21 protein-coding genes and 3 tRNA genes are annotated in these 22,596 nt (G+C 43.7%); 19 read left to right on the plus strand and 5 right to left on the minus strand.

What is annotated here, in order from left to right; all coding sequences use genetic code 11:
* Positions 1-301: 301 nt before the first annotated feature.
* From A9E74_RS10455 to tatC, 4 genes are all read left to right on the plus strand, one after another.
* The gene (locus A9E74_RS10455; protein ID WP_069296571.1) at positions 302-1,312 is read left to right on the plus strand and encodes a helix-turn-helix domain-containing protein; all 1,011 of its coding nucleotides are present in this window, start codon (positions 302-304) and stop codon (positions 1,310-1,312) included.
* A gap of 112 nt (positions 1,313-1,424) precedes the next feature.
* Positions 1,425-1,640, plus strand: coding sequence for a Sec-independent protein translocase subunit TatA (gene tatA / locus A9E74_RS10460; RefSeq protein ID WP_069296572.1), 216 nt, complete (start codon positions 1,425-1,427; stop codon positions 1,638-1,640).
* Positions 1,641-1,664: 24 nt separating this feature from the next.
* Complete coding sequence (gene tatB, locus A9E74_RS10465) at positions 1,665-2,054, plus strand: Sec-independent protein translocase protein TatB (RefSeq protein WP_069296573.1); 390 nt, start codon at positions 1,665-1,667, stop codon at positions 2,052-2,054.
* Positions 2,051-2,788, plus strand: coding sequence for a twin-arginine translocase subunit TatC (gene tatC / locus A9E74_RS10470; RefSeq protein WP_069296574.1), 738 nt, complete (start codon positions 2,051-2,053; stop codon positions 2,786-2,788). The genes tatB and tatC overlap by 4 nt, the downstream gene beginning before the upstream one ends.
* Before the next feature lie 101 nt (positions 2,789-2,889).
* Here tatC and A9E74_RS10475 read toward each other — a convergent pair whose 3' ends face one another.
* From A9E74_RS10475 to A9E74_RS10485, 3 genes are all read right to left on the minus strand, one after another.
* Positions 2,890-4,662, minus strand: a complete 1,773-nt coding sequence (locus A9E74_RS10475) for a methanol/ethanol family PQQ-dependent dehydrogenase (RefSeq protein ID WP_069296575.1) — start codon at positions 4,660-4,662, stop codon at positions 2,890-2,892.
* Positions 4,663-5,089: 427 nt separating this feature from the next.
* Positions 5,090-5,165, minus strand: a tRNA-Asn gene (locus A9E74_RS10480).
* Between the two features lie 63 nt (positions 5,166-5,228).
* The gene (locus tag A9E74_RS10485; RefSeq protein ID WP_069296576.1) at positions 5,229-6,413 is read right to left on the minus strand and encodes a pyridoxal phosphate-dependent aminotransferase; all 1,185 of its coding nucleotides are present in this window, start codon (positions 6,411-6,413) and stop codon (positions 5,229-5,231) included.
* Positions 6,414-6,488: 75 nt separating this feature from the next.
* On the opposite strand from A9E74_RS10485, the gene uvrB reads away from it, so the two are divergent.
* From uvrB to A9E74_RS10550, 13 genes are all read left to right on the plus strand, one after another.
* The gene (uvrB, locus tag A9E74_RS10490) at positions 6,489-8,501 is read left to right on the plus strand and encodes an excinuclease ABC subunit UvrB (RefSeq protein WP_069296577.1); all 2,013 of its coding nucleotides are present in this window, start codon (positions 6,489-6,491) and stop codon (positions 8,499-8,501) included.
* Positions 8,502-8,549: 48 nt separating this feature from the next.
* Positions 8,550-8,626, plus strand: a tRNA-Val gene (locus tag A9E74_RS10495).
* Positions 8,627-8,705: 79 nt separating this feature from the next.
* Positions 8,706-10,631, plus strand: a complete 1,926-nt coding sequence (gene thrS / locus A9E74_RS10500) for a threonine--tRNA ligase (RefSeq protein ID WP_069296578.1) — start codon at positions 8,706-8,708, stop codon at positions 10,629-10,631.
* Positions 10,627-11,154, plus strand: a complete 528-nt coding sequence (gene infC / locus A9E74_RS10505; protein ID WP_084003045.1) for a translation initiation factor IF-3 — start codon at positions 10,627-10,629, stop codon at positions 11,152-11,154. Before thrS ends, infC begins: the two co-directional genes overlap by 5 nt.
* A gap of 30 nt (positions 11,155-11,184) precedes the next feature.
* Positions 11,185-11,382, plus strand: coding sequence for a 50S ribosomal protein L35 (gene rpmI / locus A9E74_RS14085; RefSeq protein WP_084003046.1), 198 nt, complete (start codon positions 11,185-11,187; stop codon positions 11,380-11,382).
* Positions 11,383-11,397: 15 nt separating this feature from the next.
* Complete coding sequence (gene rplT, locus A9E74_RS10515; protein WP_069296581.1) at positions 11,398-11,757, plus strand: 50S ribosomal protein L20; 360 nt, start codon at positions 11,398-11,400, stop codon at positions 11,755-11,757.
* A 101-nt stretch (positions 11,758-11,858) separates the two neighbouring features.
* Complete coding sequence (gene pheS / locus A9E74_RS10520; protein ID WP_069296582.1) at positions 11,859-12,896, plus strand: phenylalanine--tRNA ligase subunit alpha; 1,038 nt, start codon at positions 11,859-11,861, stop codon at positions 12,894-12,896.
* Between the two features lie 15 nt (positions 12,897-12,911).
* The gene (gene pheT / locus A9E74_RS10525; protein ID WP_069296583.1) at positions 12,912-15,287 is read left to right on the plus strand and encodes a phenylalanine--tRNA ligase subunit beta; all 2,376 of its coding nucleotides are present in this window, start codon (positions 12,912-12,914) and stop codon (positions 15,285-15,287) included.
* Positions 15,288-15,319: 32 nt separating this feature from the next.
* Entirely contained in the window at positions 15,320-15,616 is a 297-nt protein-coding gene (gene ihfA / locus A9E74_RS10530; RefSeq protein WP_014706670.1) for an integration host factor subunit alpha, read from the plus strand.
* The gene (locus tag A9E74_RS10535) at positions 15,600-15,962 is read left to right on the plus strand and encodes a MerR family transcriptional regulator (RefSeq protein WP_069296584.1); all 363 of its coding nucleotides are present in this window, start codon (positions 15,600-15,602) and stop codon (positions 15,960-15,962) included. The genes ihfA and A9E74_RS10535 overlap by 17 nt, the downstream gene beginning before the upstream one ends.
* A 31-nt stretch (positions 15,963-15,993) precedes the next feature.
* A tRNA-Pro gene (locus A9E74_RS10540) sits at positions 15,994-16,070 on the plus strand.
* Positions 16,071-16,414: 344 nt separating this feature from the next.
* Complete coding sequence (locus tag A9E74_RS10545) at positions 16,415-17,461, plus strand: NADP(H)-dependent aldo-keto reductase (RefSeq protein WP_069296585.1); 1,047 nt, start codon at positions 16,415-16,417, stop codon at positions 17,459-17,461.
* Between the two features lie 158 nt (positions 17,462-17,619).
* A complete protein-coding gene (locus A9E74_RS10550; protein WP_069296586.1) occupies positions 17,620-19,734 on the plus strand; it encodes a two-component system response regulator in 2,115 nt (704 codons plus the stop codon).
* On the opposite strand, the gene A9E74_RS10555 is transcribed toward A9E74_RS10550, so the two are convergent.
* Together A9E74_RS10555 and A9E74_RS14945 are read right to left on the minus strand one after the other, a co-directional pair.
* Positions 19,731-20,177, minus strand: a complete 447-nt coding sequence (locus A9E74_RS10555; RefSeq protein WP_425412318.1) for a MarR family winged helix-turn-helix transcriptional regulator — start codon at positions 20,175-20,177, stop codon at positions 19,731-19,733. The genes A9E74_RS10550 and A9E74_RS10555 overlap by 4 nt on opposite strands.
* Positions 20,153-20,320 (minus strand): hypothetical protein, encoded by a 168-nt coding sequence (locus tag A9E74_RS14945; protein WP_281198096.1) that lies wholly within the window; start codon positions 20,318-20,320, stop codon positions 20,153-20,155. Before A9E74_RS14945 ends, A9E74_RS10555 begins: the two co-directional genes overlap by 25 nt.
* Before the next feature lie 290 nt (positions 20,321-20,610).
* Between A9E74_RS14945 and ectA the strand changes: the two genes are divergently transcribed.
* Together ectA and ectB are read left to right on the plus strand one after the other, a co-directional pair.
* The gene (gene ectA, locus A9E74_RS10560) at positions 20,611-21,126 is read left to right on the plus strand and encodes a diaminobutyrate acetyltransferase (protein WP_069296587.1); all 516 of its coding nucleotides are present in this window, start codon (positions 20,611-20,613) and stop codon (positions 21,124-21,126) included.
* A gap of 62 nt (positions 21,127-21,188) precedes the next feature.
* Positions 21,189-22,550 carry a diaminobutyrate--2-oxoglutarate transaminase gene (gene ectB, locus A9E74_RS10565; RefSeq protein ID WP_069296588.1) on the plus strand — a complete coding sequence of 454 codons (1,362 nt, stop codon included), beginning with the start codon at positions 21,189-21,191 and terminating at the stop codon, positions 22,548-22,550.
* Positions 22,551-22,596: the final 46 nt, after the last annotated feature.

Here is a 22,596-nt window from a genome sequence, read left to right on the forward strand (position 1 = left end):
TAGGAGTATGATTCAACGAATAGTCGCTATGACAAGCAAAAAATGTCTTTTAAGTCATGGGTTAACAAGAGGCTATGCAACTTTAACAAACTCCTAATGTGAGATTACTCATACCATTTTGAGGGTGTTGCCGATTATTGCTATCTATCCCCCTACTATTTGCCTAGAGTTGTGTCAACAGTCTGAAACTCCATAAATCAAACAGGCACAAAAATAAGGAGGGAAGACGTTTTTTTCGATAAGGCATATTTTAAATGCCGGACCATGATGTCCACGAAAAACCAAGCGAGGAGAGAGCACAATGAATTTTAGAGAAGCGCTTTTAAATAGCAGTCCTGTGGGCAAAGGGAAAATGCATTTGGTTGAGCGAACTTCACGAGATGTACTGGAACAAGCAGAAGCATTGCCTTTTTGGTCGCAGGATTATACCCAATTAGACAGAGGTTCCTTTACAGGATCAATTACGAGCGTCACTGGTCGAAATATGCAGATATTTCGAGAGAGTATGAATCGTGCCGTGGATCAGATCGCCAGTGCCCCAGAAGATACTTATGTCATCGGATTACCAACAATCATTGAGGGTAATGCATCTTGGGGTGGGGAACAGGTTAAGGCTGATTCATTGATTACGTTGGATAAGAATGCTGAGCTTCTTTTCAGGACTTCTCATTTTTCGGAAATCACTGCCGCGGTTATTTCTGCTCAACATCTTGAGGAATACGCCGGTCAGGTCGAAGGCATAAACTTAAGAAAGCTCATGGATAATGTCAATCCAGTTGAAATTATCCCAACTGATGTTGCTCATAGATTATTGGCTGCTTTGAACAGTAGTACTAACTATATTTCTAAAAGTGGTGGTAACCCCAATATCCAACACATCTTGCGTCATTTTGAGGATAACTTGTTGGACACTTGTCTTCAGGCTCTGCTTCATGCCAGTGATGGTCAGGAAAGACATTATGATCAACGTATTCATCGCTATATTGTTAATCGGGTACGTGAGTTAACTTTATCTATTGATGGTGATTGCCTAACCATAGGCGAAATCTGTATCAATTTATGCATAAGCCGCCGTACTTTGAATCACGCGTTTTCACGTGTTCTGGGAATAACTCCGGTTGAGTATATGCGTAATCTTCGCTTACATCGTGTTCGTTCTGAACTGCAATCATTCCCTTATGAAACCACTATTGCCAACGTGGCAGCAAAGTGGGGTTTTTGGCATATGAGTCTATTTTCTCGTTATTACAGAGAACTATTTGGGGAATGCCCAAGTGAAACTTTGCAGTATTCGAAAGCACTATTTAAATGAAGCATTACCACCAGAAATGATTCCGTAATTTTCTAGTGATTAGAATTTTTAATAAATTAATAAAACCTTGGTGGTTGAAATTGTTGCCAAGCTAAATAAATAGGGGTGAGAAATGGGTGCATTTAGTATCTGGCAATTGATTGTCGTGTTGGTAATTGTCGCTTTAGTTTTTGGGACAAAAAAACTACGTAATTTTGGAGGGGACCTTGGAGGGGCTGTTAAGGGTTTCAAGGATGCTATTAATGCGGAAAAGCCCACTGCAACATTAGACAGCACCGAGATAACTCAAAACATGGATAGCAAAGTTACTCACAAAGAAAATCAGTAAGTTAGGGATAGGTGTATTTAACTAATGTTTAATATTGCTTTCCCAGAATTGCTTGTTATTGGCGTTGTAGCATTAATAGTTATCGGGCCCGATAAGCTTCCTAAAGTGGCTCGAACAGCAGGTTTACTTCTGGGGCGCATGCAGCGATTCACTTCCAGTATAAAGTCTGAAATTGACAAGGAACTCAAGTCTGAAGATTTGAAGCAATTACAAAGGGAATTACGAAACCATGACTTAGGATTAAGTGAGGAACTACGCCAGGGTATGCAGCCAGTTCAATCGGTTATTCATCAAAACACAGAGACGATGAAACCTGACATTGAACCAAAAGACGATTTTGACTCCCCGATCACACCGTTAAACAACACTAGCGATATAGATTCAGAGCCTATGAAGAGGAGTTTATCTAATTGACGACTCAAAATAATCTCTTCTCACACTTAGTAGAGATGCGTGATCGCTTATTACGCATCGTTATTGGTATATTGTTGATTAGTTTTGCTTTGTTTCCTTTTGCGAATGAAATTTATCACATTCTGGCAACCCCATTGTTGAACAGCCTTCCCGTGGGAGGCCAGATGATAGCAACGGAAGTTACAACCCCATTTTTTGTACCTATGAAAATGGTGTTGCTTGTTGCTTTTTTGTTAGCGTCTCCACATACGCTTTATCAAGTATGGGCTTTCATTGCGCCCGGTCTATACAATAATGAGCGACGTTTGATTGCCCCACTGGTTATTTCAAGTGTATTACTACTCATAAGCGGAATGGCTTTTGCGTATTTTCTGGTATTTCCCGTTGTCTTTGGATTTATTACAAGTACTGCACCAGAGGGTGTTGCAGTAATGACGGATATTAGTAAATATTTAGACTTCGCAATTAGTTTATTTATCGCATTTGGTCTGGCTTTTGAAACGCCAGTTGTTGTGGTTTTATTAGTCAAAGCTGGTGTGGTGAGTATAGAGGCACTGCGAAATGCCAGATCTTACGTCATCGTTGGAGCCTTTGCTTTGGGCGCCGTAGTGACTCCTCCCGATGTGATTTCTCAGTTTATGCTGGCAATACCGATGTGGTTGTTATACGAAGTGGGAATTTTAGTGGCGAGTATTTCAAAAAACAAAGTTCAAATTAGAGCCAAACAACTCTGATAGTAAGCGAGCTTTTATTAATAAATTAGGTTCCTAATCTAAAAAAAGCCCGACACTATAACTAGTGCCGGGCCAAATTATGAAGCTGCTGTTAAATCAAATTACAAACTAAATACACTCAACACACCACCCAACGATGTCCAGTTGGACAGTGATTTGTAGGCTCCAACTGCGCCGAGACCATCGCTGTCATTCTCAAGATTATTGGTCATACCAATACCGGCCCAACCACCAATACCTGACAAGATTGAGATGTATTGTTTGCCGTTATGTTTGTAGGAATTGACGTTGCCGACAATGCCTGACGCGGTTTTAAAGCGCCAAAGTTCACGACCATTATGTGCGTCAAGTGCTTTGATATAGCCTTCTAAGGTACCGTAGAAAACAACATCACCAGCGGTAACCATTGCACCTGACCAAACTGAGAATCTTTCAGGATTGGACCAGACGATTTTGCCTTCGCGGGCATCCCAGGCAATAAAGTTACCCATATTGTCTTTGGTTGCTGGGTACATATTTACTTCTGCACCAACATACGGCTGACCAGCCACAAACTCAACTTCAAATGGTTCCAGATCCATACAGATATGGTTAGTTGGAACATAGAACAAACCTGTTTTTGGTGAGAAGGTTGCCGGTTGCTGATCTTTTGCACCATGTGCCGCAGGGCAGATACCGGTGGTTTGGGTATCTTCACCATTAGCTGCCGGTGAATATTTAGCTACCCGATCGGGTAAGCCGGTTTTCAGACTAACACTATCGGCCCAGTTAACACTTGGGTCGAATTTTTCTGCGACCAGCAATTCACCTGTTGCACGATCCATGGTGTAACCAAAGCCATTACGGTCAAAATGCACCAGCATTTGTCGCATTTTGCCTTTGATTTTTTGGTCTACCAGAATGTTTTCATTCACACCGTCATAGTCCCACTCATCATGCGGGGTCATCTGATAGATCCATTTGGCGACACCGGTATCCAAGTCACGAGCGAACAGGGACATGGTCCATTTGTTATCACCAGGACGTTGTAGTGGATTCCAGGTAGATGGGTTACCAGTACCGTAGTAATAGAGGTCCATATCCGGATCATAAGAGAACCAGCCCCATGTGGTGCCACCACCGATTTTCCATTGTTCACCTTGCCAGGAGTTCAACGAAGAATCTTTGCCGATTGGTTGCAACATGGCCGTGGTGTTTTGCGGATCGACCATCATTTCGTCATCCGGTCCGGTGCTATAGGCTTTATAAAGTGTTTTGCCATTCATATCGTAGGCTTGAACATAGCCACGCACGCCAAATTCACCGCCTGAAATACCAACAATGATTTTGTCTTTAAACACGTTGGCGTTACCGGTATTGGTGGCACCAGTTCTTGGATCGTCACGTTTGTCGGACCAGATCACTTCACCGGTTTCGATATCCAAAGCGACCAATGTCGTGTCAGCCTGATTCAGGAAGATTTTGCCGTCGCCATAAGACAAGCCACGATTAACTACGTCACAGCACATAACTGGAACGGTTTCATCGTAATTTTGTTTGGGTTCATATTTCCATTTGATCGCGCCGTCATTGTTTAAATCCAATGCAAAGACGATGTTCGGAAATGGCGTGTGCACATACATCACATCATCAATAATCAGTGAATTACCTTCATGGCCACGTAACACGCCAGTAGAGAATGACCAGGCCATTTTCAGATCTTGCACATTGTCGAGGTTGATTTCAGACAATTGGCTATAACGTGTGTTGGCATAATCACCCGCTGACATCACCCAAGTGTCAGGGTTTTTCTGCATTTCGCGTAATTCATCTGCAACGCTGTAACCAGGAAGTGTCAGGGACAGCATCAGTAAAGATAATTTTGTTTTAGTCATGTTGTTTCCTCTATGTTAGCCGCCATAAAAAGCCATTAATAATGAGAAGCGAAATAGGCTTTTGAACGGTGTGAGGATATTAGCAACGAGGAAACACAATTAATGGCCTGTGTGTCCGAATCTTTTTTGGAGGCTTTGGAACCACAGTCAAGTGGACTCGAATAAGGTTTAGCGGGGAGATGGGGTAGAGTGAAACAATTTATTCGGTGAAGTGCATATATATAAGGTTTGGAAAAATAAAAGAGGGTGATGGCGTATAAAGCGACTGGAAAGAGCGTTTTTTTGAATAACCGGATATGTCGATTTTGATTTGAACAGGCTGGATGAAAAACCGGATGGCGATTATCGATCTATATAAGCTTTGATCGGCAAATTTCAGACATAAAAAAACCTCAGAAAAATTACTTGCTGAGGTTCTTTAAATCATTGGCTCCCCGAGCTGGACTCGAACCAGCGACCCAATGATTAACAGTCATTTGCTCTACCAACTGAGCTATCGGGGAACAGAAAGATGGGTATGATAGAGACTCGAACCGGATGGGTCAAGCCTCTATTAAGTTTTTTTGTTAACCGATAAATTCTGCGATTCTTTGAAGTGCGTTTTGCAGATTTGTTTCGCTGGTAGCAATCGACAAACGGATATGATTTTTCAGACCAAATGCTGTGCCAGGGACGACAGCAACGCCTTTTTCAACCAATAAGGCTTCAGCAAAGTCCATATCGTCTTTTAATTCTGGTTTGTTAACCAACACACCAGTGATGTCCGGGAAAACATAGAAAGTACCGTCGGTTTCCAAAGCGGTGATGCCTGGCATCTTATTCAGCGCTTCAACTACGAAGTCATGGCGCTTTTTGAATTCCACCAACATGGTTTGCACGCAACCTTGATCACCATTTAATGCTTCTACAGAAGCCGCTTGCGAAATAGAGGTGGGATTAGAAGTACTTTGCGATTGAATCTTTTTCATCGCGCCAATCAATTGAGCAGGGCCACCGGCATAACCAATACGCCAGCCAGTCATAGAGTAGGCTTTCGATACGCCGTTCATGACGATGGTGCGGTCATATAAGTCAGGACAGACCATGACGATATTGCAAAATGGTTCATCGGCCCAATATATATGTTCATACATATCATCGGTGGCGATAAGAATTTCCGGATATTTACGGAGTACATCGCCCAATGCTTCAAGTTCAGCTCTGGTGTAAGTCATGCCAGTCGGATTGGAAGGGCTGTTGATCACCACTAAACGGGTTTTATCGGTGATAGCGTCTTCAAGTTGTTGTGGGGTGATTTTATAACGTTGATCACGGTCGCCAATGATGATGACCGGTTTGGCATCAGCGAGTAATACCATATCAGGATAAGATACCCAGTAAGGTGCCGGGATAATGACTTCATCGCCAGACTCTAATAAGGCTTGTGCCAGGTTGAAGAAGCTTTGTTTACCGCCACATGAAACCAGAATTTGATTAGCTTCGTAGGTCAAACCATTGTCGCGGGAAAACTTTTTGATAATGGCGTTTTTCAATTCAGCTGTACCATCAACCGCTGTATATTTGGTCTGGCCTTTGTTAAGTGCTTCGACAGCAGCTTGCTTGATATGATCCGGTGTATCGAAATCTGGTTCACCGGCACCAAGACCAATAATATCTTTACCTTCGGCTCTCAAAGCCGCGGCGCGTGCAGTAATGGCTAATGTAGGAGAGGGTTTGATGCTTTGAACGCGCTGTGAGAGTTTGATAGTCAAAATCTGTCCTTCGAGAAACGATAAGTAATTAAAAAACCGTAATATTACGACAAAACACGAGCATTGCTAAAGAGTATGAAAAAACAATTTGAATTAGTCAGCGAGTTTGAACCGGCAGGGGATCAACCAACTGCGATTGCGTCGCTGGTTGAGGGATTAAACAGCGGTGAAATGTGGCAGACTCTGCTGGGGGTAACTGGTTCGGGAAAAACCTTCACTATTGCCAATGTTGCGCAAGCTGTTCAGCGTCCAGTTATGGTTTTGGCACCCAATAAAACATTAGCTGCTCAGCTCTATAGTGAAATGAAAGAGTTCTTTCCCAATAACGCGGTGGAATATTTCGTTTCCTACTACGATTACTATCAGCCAGAAGCCTATGTACCGTCATCCGATACGTTTATAGATAAAGATGCCTCGGTGAATGAACAGATCGAACAGATGCGTTTATCGGCGACCAAGGCCATGCTGGAGCGACGTGATGCAATTATCGTAGCCAGTGTCTCGTGTATATATGGTTTGGGCGATAAAGATGCATATCTGGCGATGGTGTTGCATCTAGTTCAAGGTGATGTGATTAATCAACGGGAAATTTTGCGCCGTTTGGCCGAGTTGCAGTATTCACGTAATGATATTGAGCTGTCTCGTGGTACTTATCGGGTTCGCGGGGAAGTCATTGATATTTTCCCGGCAGAATCCGAACGTGATGCGGTGCGGATTGAACTGTTTGATGATGAAGTCGAGCAGATCAGTTATTTCGATCCGTTAACCGGCGAAGTTTTGCAACGGATGAACCGCATTACTATCTATCCGAAAACCCACTATGCCACGCCACGCGAAACCATTTTAGGGGCGGTGGATTCAATCAAAGATGAGCTGCGTGAGCGATTAGCCGAATTAAACGAGCAAAATAAATTAGTCGAAGCACAGCGATTAGAACAACGCACCCGTTTTGATATTGAAATGTTATTAGAGCTGGGTTACTGCAACGGCATTGAAAACTATTCACGACATTTATCTACTCGCCAAGCCGGTGAAGCACCGCCGACCTTATTTGATTACCTGCCGGATGATGCGATTCTCATTATTGATGAAAGCCACGTGATGATTCCGCAGATTGGTGCGATGTATAAAGGTGACCGTTCACGTAAAGAAACCTTAGTGAATTATGGTTTCCGTTTGCCGTCAGCTTTGGATAATCGACCATTAATGTTTGACGAATGGGAAAAGCTGGCACCGCAGACTATTTTTGTTTCGGCCACACCGGGTAAATATGAAGCTGAACATGCTGGCAATATTGTCGAGCAGGTAGTTCGTCCAACCGGTTTGATCGACCCTGAAGTGGAAATTCGTCCGGTGGGCACACAGGTCGATGATTTACTTTCCGAGATTCATAAACGCACCGCGGTTAACGAACGGGTTTTGGTCACTACATTGACCAAACGTATGTCCGAAGATCTCACTGACTATTTACGTGAGCACAATGTCAAAGTGCGATATCTGCATTCGGATATCGATACGGTTGAACGGATGGAGATTTTACGGGATCTGCGTTTAGGTGAGTTTGATGTATTAATAGGTATCAACTTACTACGTGAAGGTTTGGATATTCCTGAAGTGTCGCTGGTGGCTATTCTGGATGCTGATAAAGAAGGTTTCTTGCGTAGCGACCGATCATTGATTCAAACCATCGGCCGTGCTGCTCGTAACCTTAATGGTAAAGCCATTCTATATGCAGATCAGATCACCGGCTCGATGCGTCGGGCAATTGATGAAACTGATCGACGTCGTGAAAAACAGATTGCCCACAATCTGGAGCATGGCATCACACCAAAAGGCATTATCAAGTCGATTCGTGGCGGTATGGATGATTCGAAGAGCAAGAAAGAAGAAAATCTGCGATTCGCCCAAGTGGCCGAAGAGCATGCCAAATATGCTTCACTTTCTCCCCAACAATTGGCTAAACGCATACAACAGATTGAAAGTGCGATGTATAAACATGCACAGAATCTGGAGTTTGAAGAAGCGGCTAAATTACGCGATGAGTTAGAGAAAGTCAGGAAGATGGCGTTGGGGCCTGTACCGGTATAAAGCGCTTGCAAAATATGCCTGACTGCGTATAATTTCGCGCTTCACAGTAGGCACGTAGCTCAGTTGGTTAGAGCACCACCTTGACATGGTGGGGGTCGTTGGTTCGAATCCAATCGTGCCTACCAGATATATACATCAAGCACCTCTTGCAGGTGCTTTTTGGTTTTTAAGGCCTCTCGTATTGGCCACAACCAAGGATATAGCATGATTTCAATTACCCTTCCTGATGGCAGTCAACGCCAGTTCGATCACCCTGTTTCAATTCATGATGTTGCCGCCGATATTGGTGCTGGTTTAGCCCGTGCTGCTTTGGCAGGCAAAGTGAATGGCAAACTTGTCGATACTAATTACGTTATTGAAGATGATGCTGAATTAGCCATCATCACCGAACGTGATGAAGAAGGGTTGGATATCATTCGTCATTCAACCTCACATCTATTAGCTCAAGCTGTAAAACAACTTTATCCGGATGCTCAGGTCACTATCGGCCCAGTCATTGACGATGGTTTTTATTACGACTTTTCTTATTCAAAAGGTTTTACACCGGAAGATTTGGAAAAGATCGAAAAACGCATGGAAGAGTTGGTTAAGCAAGATCTTGAAGTGGTTCGTGAAGAAGTCACTCGTGATGCTGCAGTGCAAATCTTTCGTGAAATGGGTGAAGAATATAAAGCTCAGATCATTGAAGATATTCCAAAAGACGAAGTACTGTCAGTGTATCGTCAGGGCGAGTTTATGGATTTATGCCGTGGCCCGCATGTACCTAATACTGGAAAACTCAAAGCATTCAAACTGATGAAACTGGCCGGTGCTTACTGGCGTGGTAAATCTGAAAATGAAATGCTGCAGCGTATTTATGGAACTGCCTGGTCTGATAAAAAAGATCTGAAAGCTTATTTACATCGATTGGAAGAAGCTGAAAAACGCGATCACCGTAAATTAGCGAAAAGCCTGGATCTTTTCCATCTGCAAGATGAAGCGGCCGGCATGATTTTCTGGCATGACAATGGCTGGCGCATTTATCGCGAAGTGGAAAAATATATTCGTGATGTGTTGGCCAATAATGGTTATCAGGAAGTACGTACTCCACAAGTAGTCGATCGCAGTCTGTGGGAAAAATCCGGTCATTGGGACAAATTCGGTGACATGATTTTCAGCACACATTCTGAAAATCGTGATTACGCAGTTAAACCGATGAACTGCCCGTGTCATATCCAGATTTTTAATCAGGGTCTGAAAAGCTATCGTGACTTACCTTTGCGCATGGCAGAGTTCGGTTCATGTCATCGTAATGAGCCTTCCGGTACCTTGCATGGTTTGATGCGTCTGCGTGGATTCACTCAGGATGATGCGCATATCTTCTGTACTGAAGACCAGATTCAATCCGAAGTTGCTACCTTTATCGATCTGTTGTTCAACGTCTATGCCGATTTCGGGTTTAACGAGATCATTATCAAATTGTCGACTCGCCCGGAAAATCGGGTGGGCAGTGATGCAGTTTGGGATAAAGCCGAGCATGCACTTGAACAAGCATTAAATGCCAAAGATCTGGACTGGGAGCTGCAACCAGGCGAGGGTGCGTTCTACGGACCGAAGATCGAATTCTCCTTAAAAGATTGCCTGGGACGAGTTTGGCAGTGCGGCACCATTCAGGTTGATTTCTCGATGCCAGGCCGTTTGGATGCAACTTATGTGGCCGATGATGGTTCGAAGCAAGTGCCGGTAATGTTGCATCGTGCGATTCTTGGATCACTTGAGCGTTTTATCGGTATACTCATCGAAGAATATGCTGGCGCGTTTCCGGCATGGCTTGCACCTCGTCAGGTTATGGTCATGGGAATTACCGATAAACAGTCAGAATATGTTCAACAAATTGCCCAACAATTGAAAAATCAGGGATTTAGAGCCGATACGGACTTGAGAAATGAAAAGATTGGCTTTAAAATACGCGAGCACACATTGCGGCGCGTACCTTATCTGATCGTTGTTGGGGATCGCGAAGCACAAGAAAATGCCGTGGCAGTACGTACTCGCAAAGGCGAAGATTTAGGCGCTATGTCGCTTGAGAGCTTCGTTTCATTGCTTAAAGAAGACGTTGCTGGCCGCGGTCGAATTATTTTAGAGGATTAAAAACATCGCTACAGATCAAAAAAGGCTGAATTCTGAAATCACAGCCAAAGAAATTCGTGTAACCGATGCAAACGGTGAACAACTAGGCGTTATCTCATTGGCGAGAGCCTTGGAGTTAGCGGAAGAAGCCGAGCTGGATTTGGTGGAGATTGCCCCTCAGGCAGAACCACCAGTGTGCCGTATTATGGATTACGGCAAGTATGTGTTTGAGGCTAATAAACAAAAAGCCATTGCTAAGAAAAAGCAAAAACAGATACAGGTTAAGGAAATAAAATTCCGACCAGGGACGGAAGAGGGTGACTACCAGGTAAAACTACGCAACCTGACACGTTTCCTCGAAGAAGGTAACAAAGCCAAAGTCAGCCTCCGCTTTCGTGGACGTGAGATGGCCCATCAGGACTTAGGATTGAAACTGCTCGAACGAGTAGCTGATGATCTGAAAGAACTGTCGGTTATCGAGCAGCATCCGAAGAAAGAGGGTCGGCAGATGATTATGGTTTTGGCACCAAGTAATAAAAAATAACTATTATTAATTAACAATGCGGAGTTCCAAATGCCAAAATTGAAAAACCATAGCGGTGCGGCGAAGCGTTTCAGACGTACCGGTAGCGGAAAATTTAAACGCGCTCAAGCGTTTACCAGCCATATCCTGACCAAGAAAAGCACTAAGCGGAAACGCCAACTGCGTTCCACGCTGACAATCTGCAAAGCAGATCATTTGTCAGTCCGCAAATTATTGCCTCTTCTATAATTAAGGAATATTCCAATGGCTAGAGTTAAACGTGGTGTAACAGCCAGAGCCCGTCATAAAAAAGTTATCGCGCAAGCCAAAGGTTATTATGGCCGTCGCAAGAATGTCTATCGTGTAGCTGTTCAGGCAGTTACTAAAGCCGGTCAATATGCTTACCGTGATCGTCGTCAGAAAAAACGTGTATTCCGTACACTGTGGATTGCGCGTATTAACGCTGCTGCCCGTGAATGTGGAATGTCTTACAGCCGTTTGATTGATGGTCTGAAAAAATCATCTATCCAAATCGATCGTAAAGTATTGGCAGATATTGCTTATCACGATTCTGCTGCGTTTGCTGCTATTGCTGCAAAAGCAAAGGCGGCTTTGGCTAACTAATCTCCCGGTTCGCTTCTGCGAATCTCATTATTAGTTGCACATGAAAGGGCCGTTGATGACGGCCCTTTTTTATTTCTGATTGATCCTCAGGTGGAGGAAATATGGCTGAACTGTCATCGCAGTTATTAGCATTAAAAGATATTGTTGAGGCAGCGAAGACCGCGATTCAAAACGCGACTGATGCTAAAACACTGGATAATGTCCGGGTCGAATATCTGGGTAAGAAAGGTCTGATTACCAAATATCTTAATGAGTTAGGTAATCTCAGTGCTGAAGAACGCCCTCTAATTGGTAAGGAAGTGAATCTGGCCAAGCAGGAAGTTGCTGGTCTGACAGAAGCACGCACCAAAGTTCTAGCCGAACAAGCAATGCATGCCGCATTAGCTGCGGAAACGGTGGATGTCACTTTACCCGGTCGTAATGCTGAAGTCGGTGGTCTGCATCCAGTTACACGGACTCTGCAAAGAATCGAACAATATTTCCGTCAAATTGGCTTTCAAATTGCTGAAGGCCCGGAAATCGAAGACGGTGATCATAACTTTACCGCACTGAATATTCCTGAAAGTCATCCAGCTCGCGCGATGCACGATACCTTTTATTTCAACGCTGAAATGCTGCTGCGTACTCATACCTCACCGGTACAGATCCGGGTGATGGAAGAACAGCAACCGCCGTTACGAATCATTGCACCAGGACGTGTTTATCGTTGTGACTCGGATTTAACGCATACGCCGATGTTCCATCAGGTCGAAGGTTTGATGGTTGATGAGAATGTCAGTTTTACCGATCTCAAAGGTATTCTGGCGGACTTTCTTCAAGCATTTTTCGAAAAACCATTGAATGTACGTTTTCGTCCTTCCTATTTTCCGTTTACCGAACCTTCAGCAGAAGCTGATATTGAGTGTGTGATCTGTGGTGGCGAAGGCTGTCGCGTATGTAGTCATACCGGTTGGCTGGAAGTTTTAGGTTGCGGCATGGTGCACCCAAAAGTATTCGAACACGTCAATATTGATAGTGAAAAATATCTGGGTCTGGCATTTGGTATGGGCGTTGAACGTCTGGCGATGCTGCGTTATGGCGTGAATGATCTACGATTATTTTTTGAGAACGATCTGCGCTTCCTGCGTCAGTTCAAATAGGATAGGAAGTTCGCCATGAAATTAAGCGAAAATTGGCTACGTGAATGGGTAAATCCTGATTTTGACGTGCAGGTGATTGCCGAGAAACTGACTCAAGCGGGTTTGGAAGTTGATTCTGTTTCGCCTGTTGCCGGTGATTTTTCCGGCGTATTGGTTGGTCAAGTGAAATCAGTTGTCCCGCATCCGGATGCCGACAAATTGCGGGTTTGTGAAGTGGATGTTGCTGCTGATGAATTACTGCACATTGTTTGTGGTGCCAGCAATGTTCGAGAGGGTTTGAAAATTCCAGTTGCTGTTATCGGTGCTGTGTTGCCAGGTGATTTCAAAATCAAACAAGCCAAACTGCGCGGTGAGCCTTCTTTTGGCATGTTGTGTTCAGCAAAAGAACTTGGCTTGGCAGAATCCTCAGACGGACTGTTGGAGTTACCAGAAGATGCACCAGTTGGTAAAGACATCCGTGATTACCTGGCATTAAATGATTTCACTATCGAAGTAGACTTAACGCCTAATCGCAGTGATTGCCTTGGTGTAGCGGGTATTGCCCGTGAACTGGGTGTGATTAGTCGCACCAACCTGACACCAGTTGTTATTAACGATGTCGCTGCGACTATTCAGACAGCATTTCCGGTTTCGGTTGAAGCTACACAAGCCTGTCCGAATTATATTGGCCGGGTGATTGAAAATATTAATCCAAATGCGAAAACGCCTTTATGGATGCAGGAAAAACTGCGTCGTAGTGGCTTGCGTAATATCAGTCCAGTTGTCGATATCACTAACTATGTAATGCTGGAACTTGGTCAGCCAATGCATGCTTTTGATCTGCAAAAATTACAGCAAGCCATTACTGTACGTTTTGCCAAAGCCAATGAAAAACTAACTTTGTTGGATGGTCAGGAAGTTGAGATTGCCGAACAAACTTTGATTATTGCAGACGGATCTGGACCATTGGCACTGGCAGGCATTATGGGCGGCGAAGCGTCAGCAGTGGATTCTGCTACAACTTCATTGTTCCTCGAAGCCGCTTTTTTTGCACCAAATGCTATCGCTGGCCAAGCCAGAAGCTATGGTTTACATACAGATTCATCTCATCGGTTTGAGCGTGGTGTTGATCCCGAATTGGCACAACAAGCAATGCAACGTGCTACCAGCTTGATTCTGGAGATTGTCGGTGGTCAGGCAGGCCCACTTACTGTGGTCAGTGAAGAAAGTGCATTACCAGAAACGCCACAAATCCTACTACGTGCAAATCGTATTAAACGCGTATTGGGAATTGAGCTGGAAGCTGCTGAAGTTGAAGAACAACTGACACGGTTGGGGCTGGAAGTTACGCAAGTTAGAGAAGGCTGGCTGGTTATTGTGCCAAGTTTCCGGTTTGATATTAATATCGAAGTCGATTTGATTGAAGAATTGGGACGTCTGTATGGCTATGATCGTTTGCCGCAAACCCGCCCTGAAATCAGTGTATTACCTGGCGCAATTTCCGAAAAACAATTGGCGACCGAGCGCTTACAAAATTTATTGGTAGATCGTGGTTATTTTGAAGCTATTACCTACAGCTTTGTTGATCCAACATTACAAAAACACTTCGCTGATAGTGAAGCTGAACCTATCAAGTTAGCCAATCCGATTTCGGCTGATTTGTCGGTCATGCGGCATTCATTGTGGCCTGGTTTAGTACAGGCGATGGTTTATAACCTGAATCGCCAGCAGGAGCGGGTGCGCTTGTTTGAGGTTGGACGAGTGTTTCGTGGTGAACTAGCCAATATTGACCAACAGCAATGTATTGGTGGTCTGGTTTACGGTGATTTAAAACCAGAACAATGGTCTGAAACAAACCGTAAGGTTGATTTTTTTGATGTTAAAGCCGATGTTGAAGCGTTATTAGCCTTAGGTAATGGTAGCGTTGAATATCGTGTCGAAGCTCATCCAGCTTTACACCCAGGCCAATCCGCGCGCATCTATCAAGATGGAAAAGCTGTGGGTTGGATCGGTGCCTTACATCCAAAACTGAATAAGCCATTAGGCTTTACTGGTAAAGCGTATGTTTTTGAATTGGCGTTAACGGTTTGTTTGCAATCCGCCATTCCAAAATTTACCGCTTTGTCACGTTATCCTGCCATTCGCAGAGATCTCGCTTTAGTCGTCGACAATTCCGTTGTGGCCTTTGAAATTGAGCATTGCCTGAAAGGCATTGAGTCTGATATTCTTAAGTCAATTCAATTGTTTGACGTTTATTCTGGAGATGGTGTCGAGCTTGGCAAGAAGAGTATTGCGGTCGCCTTCCATCTCCAGCATGGTGAGCGAACCATGACCGACGATGAAGTCGATGCATTAATGCTGCAAATAACCAACAAACTGCAAAGTGAGTTGGGTGCAGTGGTCAGAACCTAACGTCGGTTCAATAATAAGAATAGAGGTAAAGAATGGCACTCACAAAAGCCGATATGACTGAACAACTTTATGAAGAGTTGGGTTTTAATAAACGCGAAGCAAAAGAGCTGGTCGAAATGTTCTTTGAAGAAATCCGTGGCGCACTTGAAGAAGGTGATCAGGTGAAGCTTTCTGGATTTGGTAATTTTGAACTGCGCGACAAAAATGAACGGCCTGGCCGTAACCCGAAAACGGGTGAAGAAATTCCAATCACCGCCCGTCGTGTCGTTACTTTCCGTCCTGGCCAAAAACTGAAAGCAAGGGTGGACAGTTATGCTCGAGGCGAGTAACAACAACGAATTACCGGCGATTCCTGGTAAACGCTACTTTACCATTGGTGAAGTCAGCGAATTATGTGGGGTTAAACCTCATGTTTTACGCTACTGGGAACAGGAATTTACCCAGCTTAAACCGGTAAAACGCCGTGGTAACCGTCGTTATTACCAACGCCATGATGTAGTTTTGATCCGTGAGATTCGTGGTCTGCTTTATGAACAAGGTTTTACCATTGGCGGTGCACGCCAACAACTGGAAACCGAGCATAAACCCGAAGCAGCTCATAGCGATGAAAACCGCAAACATCTGATTGATGAAATGCTGAAAGAGCTGGAACAAATTCGTACGATTCTGGCTTAATACGCTATAATTTCACTGTTTTGTTGCTTGTCGGGGCATGGCGCAGCCTGGTAGCGCACTTGCCTGGGGGGCAAGGGGTCACAGGTTCAAATCCTGTTGTCCCGACCATTAGCAACTTAAGGGCTTGTTTATCTTTCATCTCCGCCTCTGTTGTGAGCTGAAAAAGCGGCAATCAAGGCACGAGGAGCGCCTTTTAGTTGTTCTAAATAAGTGACGAGCAACGCAGAGTGGCGCTTTTTCAGTCACAACCCGAAGGGCTGGGACTATTTTTGCGACCGCCCGCGTTGTCAATCACTTATGTAGGAAGGCTACACTGCGTGCTTTCCGCCTTGTCGGACACAAAAATAGCCGCCAGCAGTGGTGGATATGAAAGATCAACAAGCCCTGATATCATCACAACGCTCTTAATGGGCGTTGTTTTGTTTCTGCCGTGAAAATCTCAGGATCCCATTATGCAATTCAATACCCTTGGTAATAGCGATTTAACTGTCAGCCAGATTTGTCTCGGCACCATGACCTATGGCGAGCAGAACACACAGCAGGAAGCTTTTGAACAGCTGGATTACGCTATAGCACAGGGTATTAACTTCATTGATACAGCTGAGCTGTATGCGATTCCTCCAAAAGCTGAAACTTATGGTGCCACTGAAGCGATTATTGGTAACTGGCTAGCAAAACGCGGTCGTCGTGATGATCTTGTACTTGCCAGTAAAATTGCTGGGCCTGGTGCTGATTGGGTGGGGCATATCCGTCAGGGTAAATCACGATTTGATGATAAAAATATCAGCGAAGCGTTAGATAACAGCTTGCAACGTTTGCAAACCGATTACCTGGATTTATATCAATTACATTGGCCGGAGCGACAAACTAATTATTTTGGCAAATTAGGTTATCAGCCAGATCCTGATGAGCATACTATGACGCCGGTGATTGAAACTTTGCAGGCACTGGAAAAGCAGATCCAAGCCGGCAAAATTCGTTACATTGGTTTATCCAATGAAACGCCCTGGGGATTGATGCAATTTATTTCGGTGGCTAAAGCGATGAATTTACCACTGATAGCATCCGTGCAAAATCCATATAGTTTGTTAAATCGCAGCTATGAGATTGGCTGTGCAGAAATCAGCTATCGAGAGAACGTACCATTATTGGCATATTCTCCACTGGGGTTTGGTGTATTAACGGGTAAGTATCTAAAAAATGATGCTCCTGCCACAGCCAGAATGAGTTTGTGGCCTCACTATGCCCGTTACAGCAATCCGCAAGCAGTAAAAGCAACCCAAGCTTATGTGGATTTAGCGAAACAACATCAACTGGATCCTGCGCAAATGGCACTGGCCTATGTCAATAGTCGACCTTTTGTTGCTGCAACTATCATTGGTGCGACTAATATGCAGCAATTGCATGCCAATATCACTAGTGAGCAATTAACGCTTTCCAATGAAGTTGTTACAGCGATTGAAGATATCCATAAAGCGATTCCCAATCCCGCTCCATAACTTACCTGCCAGAAATGTGCGCTAGCTCAGGTTAAAGCAAATACCGCTATGGTAGTTTATCGTCTTTTGTAAATACTGCTGATATAAACTGCCGCTGAGTCTACGTGCACTTTCTTATATCAGTATTTCTAAGCTGAGAATTTCGGGTATCTAGCAACATGGATAGTCAATCACTATATACCGTGCTTATCGTCGATGACGATCCTGTCACTCGCCTGTTAATGAAACAAGCTCTTAAAGATCCGACTTTATCCATTATTGAAGCAGAAAGCGGCGAACAGGCGATAAAACTATTTTCCGAGTATTTACCTGATATTGCGTTGCTGGATGTATCCATGCCGGGCATGGATGGCTTTACCTGTTGCCGTCAATTACGACTGCTACCCAAAGGTCAACAAACAGCAATCGTGATGGTGACTGTTCATGATAAAGCTGAAGATATTGAGAAAGCATTTGACGCTGGGGCTACGGATTTCCTTACTAAACCCTTCAAGTGGCCATTATTTGCCCATCGGGTTCGTTATATTCTCAAAGCTAACAGTACGTTACGTGAACTCAGCCTGAGCCGTTCTAAACTGGCTAAGGCCCAAGCTATTGCCAATCTAATTTATTGGGAATGGGATTTTAAGCATAAGACATTTGAATGCAGTGTCAATCTGTATCAGTTATTAGGCATACAAAATACCTCGCAAGCCATTTCATTCAAACACATTCTTCGTCATATTTTTCCTGATGACAGACCTTTATTTAAACAGGCTTTGCGCCGTGCCATTCAGCAGAAACATGCCTACGACATTGAATATCGAATCCAGACCGATAATGGGCAGTTGTTTTATTTACATGAACGAACAGAAATAAATCAGGATTTCGATGGTTGGAAAATCATTGGTACTCTGCAGGACATCACTTCACTCAAACAATCAGAACAGGAAATCGCCTATTTCACCTATTACGATACGTTGACTGATTTACCGAATAGACGTTTGTTTATCGAACAATTGGAAACGGCTATCGCCCGCGCCCGCCATAAACAACATTCGTTAACGCTAATGTTTATCGATCTAGATCACTTTAAACATATTAACGATACCTATGGTCATCAAGTTGGGGATGCGTTGTTATGTGAGGCTGCAGCAAGGATAAAGGATTGTCTTCGTGATGCAGATTTAATCGCGGTGAGTAAAGATAAAGATGATCGCGTAGCGCGTTTTGCCGGTGATGAATTCACCGTCATGTTAACCAATATTGATAATGTGGATGTGCTGGCAAATATTGCCCAGCGGATTGTGGCGAAATTTGAAAAATCCTTCGACATCAATGGGCTCAATGTATACAGCACTGTTAGTATCGGTATCGCTATCTTTCCGGAAGATGGTGATGACGTTCAGGCATTGATGCAGCATGCTGATGTGGCAATGAACCATGCTAAAGAGTTAGGTCGCAATAATTACCAGTTTTTCTCAGCAGAAATGAATGATTATCTTTTTGAGCGTTTGCAAACCGAACAGGATCTGCGCCAAGCTCTGAAACGTAATGAATTCTTATTGTTTTATCAGCCACAGATTGATGTCAAAACCCAACGAATTATTGGATTTGAAGCGTTATTACGGTGGCTGCATCCAGTTAAGGGATTACTCGGACCATTAACTTTTATAGATGTGGCTGAAAAGACTAGTTTGATTATAGCCATTGGTGAGTGGGTGTTAAATCAAGCCTGTTTGCAAACGTATCAATGGCAACAACAATTCAACAACAACTGGCGAGTATCGGTGAATTTGTCTGCCATGCAGTTTAATCAGCAGCTGTTACTTGAGCAGGTAGGGCGATCTTTGCAGGCATCTGGTTTACCTGCAGCTTCACTTGAGCTGGAAATAACTGAAACTGCGATGCTTAAAGACATAATGGAAACAATTCCACTATTAACCGCGTTAAAAGAAATGGGTGTGGGACTGGCAATTGATGATTTTGGCACCGGCTATTCATCATTGAGCTATTTAAAAAACTTCCCCATTAATACACTGAAAATTGATAAAAGCTTTGTTGATGAAATCGTCGATAATCCTAAAGACGCAGCTATTGCCCGAACCATCGTTCAACTGGCAGAAAACCTTGGTCTGAGAACCATTGCCGAAGGTGTAGAAACGCTTGAGCAGGTAGAAATGCTGACCACCATGGGGTGCCAGGAGTTACAAGGATATTACTTTAGCAAACCGCTTCCTGTGGGTGAGGTTGAACGTCTTTTGGCAAATGGCAATGAACTGAAAAAATCTTAACGTTTTTTGGTTGGCATTTTGACTATATCCTGTTCATCTTCATAACGATCCAGCATACCAATATCCAAAACTGGCGAAGCGTCAATATGCTGGGCATCCATCATTTGTGCAACACGCTTTAAGGCGGACATAATCATCGCCTGTTCCCATTCATCTAATTTACTGAATTCACGGGTAAAACGATCCTGCAATGGAATCGGTGCACTTTTAAGCGTTTCTGACGCAGCCTCAGTCAAATAGGCATGTACCTTACGTTTATCAGATTGAGAACGCTGACGATAAACCAGTCCACGTTTTTCCAGTCGATCCAATATTGTCGTTACCGTAGCCTGACTTAAACTCATTTCTTGAGCCAACTCCCCAATAGTCACTTGTCCTTTATCACGCAGAGTTTGTAATAAAAGGATCTGCGGCGCAGTTAGCCCAGTAGTTTTGGCAAATATTTGGAATGTAGATCAGTGGCGCGGATAACCCGGCGCAATGCAATAAGCACTTCTTCAATATGATTCAACAGGTGTTCCCTTTGCTCTTTATTTAGACCAAGTGCGTCGATAGTTTCAGTATTAATTTGAATTGAATTCAACATATTTTCCCACGTTTTTAAATAAATAGTTCAACTTGGGGCAGACCGCTTTTCTTGTTGTATTGACTGAAAGCCAGTGTTTCATGAAGCTTTTTTTAAAGCTCTCAAACTATAAAGCAGTTTAAGATGTGGTCTGGACTTTTAATTTGTTTAGTGTACTATATATTTAGATTCTGTCATCTGCAAGTCATAAGTATATGATTATATCAATTAAAGGCAATATTGGCGGAGTTTAAGAATTTATATATCTCACAAAGTATTTAGTGCCATAAACATTAGAGTTGATTGTAAATATGACCCAGGTTAATCCAGCACCTTTATCTATCGAGTTGATGCAACCAACAGCAGAGTTGGGAGCGGCTGTACACAAACTTATTTCTGAATGTCCGCCATTGGATACCAATTCAATGTATTGCAACTTGTTGCAAAGCGGTCATTTTGCTGAAACAGCGGTTGCTGCTGTGCTTGACGATGAACTGGTTGGGTTCATTTCCGGCTATCGCATCCCAAAACGCCCCGAGACATTATTTGTGTGGCAGGTTGCAGTTGGTGAAAAGGCTCGAGGACAAGGACTTGCAGGACGAATGCTTAAAGAAATTCTGTCGCGTGAACAAAACCGCGATATCAAACGCATTGAAACTACGATAACCCCTGATAACAAAGCGTCATGGGGATTATTTGAAAGTCTGGCTCGTAAGCTGGATACCGAAATTAGCAGCAGTGTGATGTTTGATCGCCACCAACATTTTGCCAATCAGCATGATACTGAAATGTTAGTCAAAGTCGGACCGTTTAAACCCATAGCGTAATTAACAATTAATACCGAATTCAGGTCAGCGATGGCCTCAATTTTCACAGGAGAGAAAAGCGAATGAAAATTTTTGAAGAGATCGAATCAGAAGTGCGTTCATATGCCCGCGCGTTCCCTCGTTTATTTGACAAGGCCCAAGGCGAGTTGATTTACGATGATGATGGCAACCAATACATCGACTTCCTCGCTGGCGCCGGTTCACTGAACTATGGCCACAATCATCCGATTTTCAAAGAAAAACTGATTGAATACATCCAACGTGATGGTATTACTCAGGGCTTGGATTTACATACACGTGCCAAGGGTGAATTCCTGGAAAGTTTTAACGAGAATATTTTAAAGCCGCGGGATCTTGAGTATGTCGTTATGTTTACCGGCCCGACCGGAACCAATGCCGTAGAAGCAGCATTGAAAATTGCTCGTAAGAAAACTGGCCGTGAAAATATCATTTCCTTCACTAATGGTTGGCATGGTCAGAGTTTAGGTGCTCTATCGGTTACCGGTAACTCTACCCATCGCGGTGGTGCTGGTATTGCCTTACATGGTTCAACCCGAATCCCTTATGACGGTTATCTGGGCGATGATTTTGATACCACCAATCTGCTCGACAAGATGTTGTCTGATTCAAGTAGTGGTGTTGATAAACCAGCCGCAGTAATTGTCGAAACCGTTCAGGGTGAGGGCGGTATTAATGCCGCTTCAATGAACTGGTTACAAAGTCTTTCAGAGATCTGCAAACGCCATGATGTATTGCTGATTGTGGATGATATTCAGGCTGGTTGTGGCCGCACCGGTACCTTCTTCAGCTTTGAAGAAGCTGGCATTTATCCTGATATTGTCACCTTATCGAAATCATTAAGTGGTTATGGTCTGCCATTTGCCATTGTGTTGATGAAACCGGAAGTCGATCAATGGTCTCCAGGTGAACATAACGGTACATTCCGTGGCAATAATCATGCGTTTGTTACCGCAAAAGCTGCTATCGATCATTTCTGGAAAGACGATAAATTTGCCAAAGAAGTGCAGCGTAAAGGCCAGTATATTGCTGACCGTGTTGATGCCATTGTGGCGAAATACGGTGAAGGTAACTTCAACTCACATGGCCGAGGAATGTTCCGTGGTATCAATTGTGTCAGTGGTGAATTAGCTGGCCAGATTACCCGTAAATGTTTCCAAAACGGTCTGATTATTGAAACCAGTGGTGCCGATGATCATGTCGTTAAGTTCTTATGTCCGCTGACCATCACCGATGAAAACCTGAAAAAAGGTATCGATATTCTGGAGAAAGCGATTAAAGAAGTCTGTGATAAAGCAGACAGCATTCCGGAAGAAAAAGACTTTTTTGAAGGTGATTACTCTGTCAGTGATGAAGCCAGTAAATCCGATACGTTTGAACCTGCCAGCAAAAAAGTAGCAAGTTAATCAGCTCGGCATTATCTATCTTCACAATCCAGTGATCGGTTTTCCG

The sequence above is a fragment of the Methylophaga muralis genome (genome assembly GCF_001720165.1).
Classification (GTDB): domain Bacteria; phylum Pseudomonadota; class Gammaproteobacteria; order Nitrosococcales; family Methylophagaceae; genus Methylophaga; species Methylophaga muralis.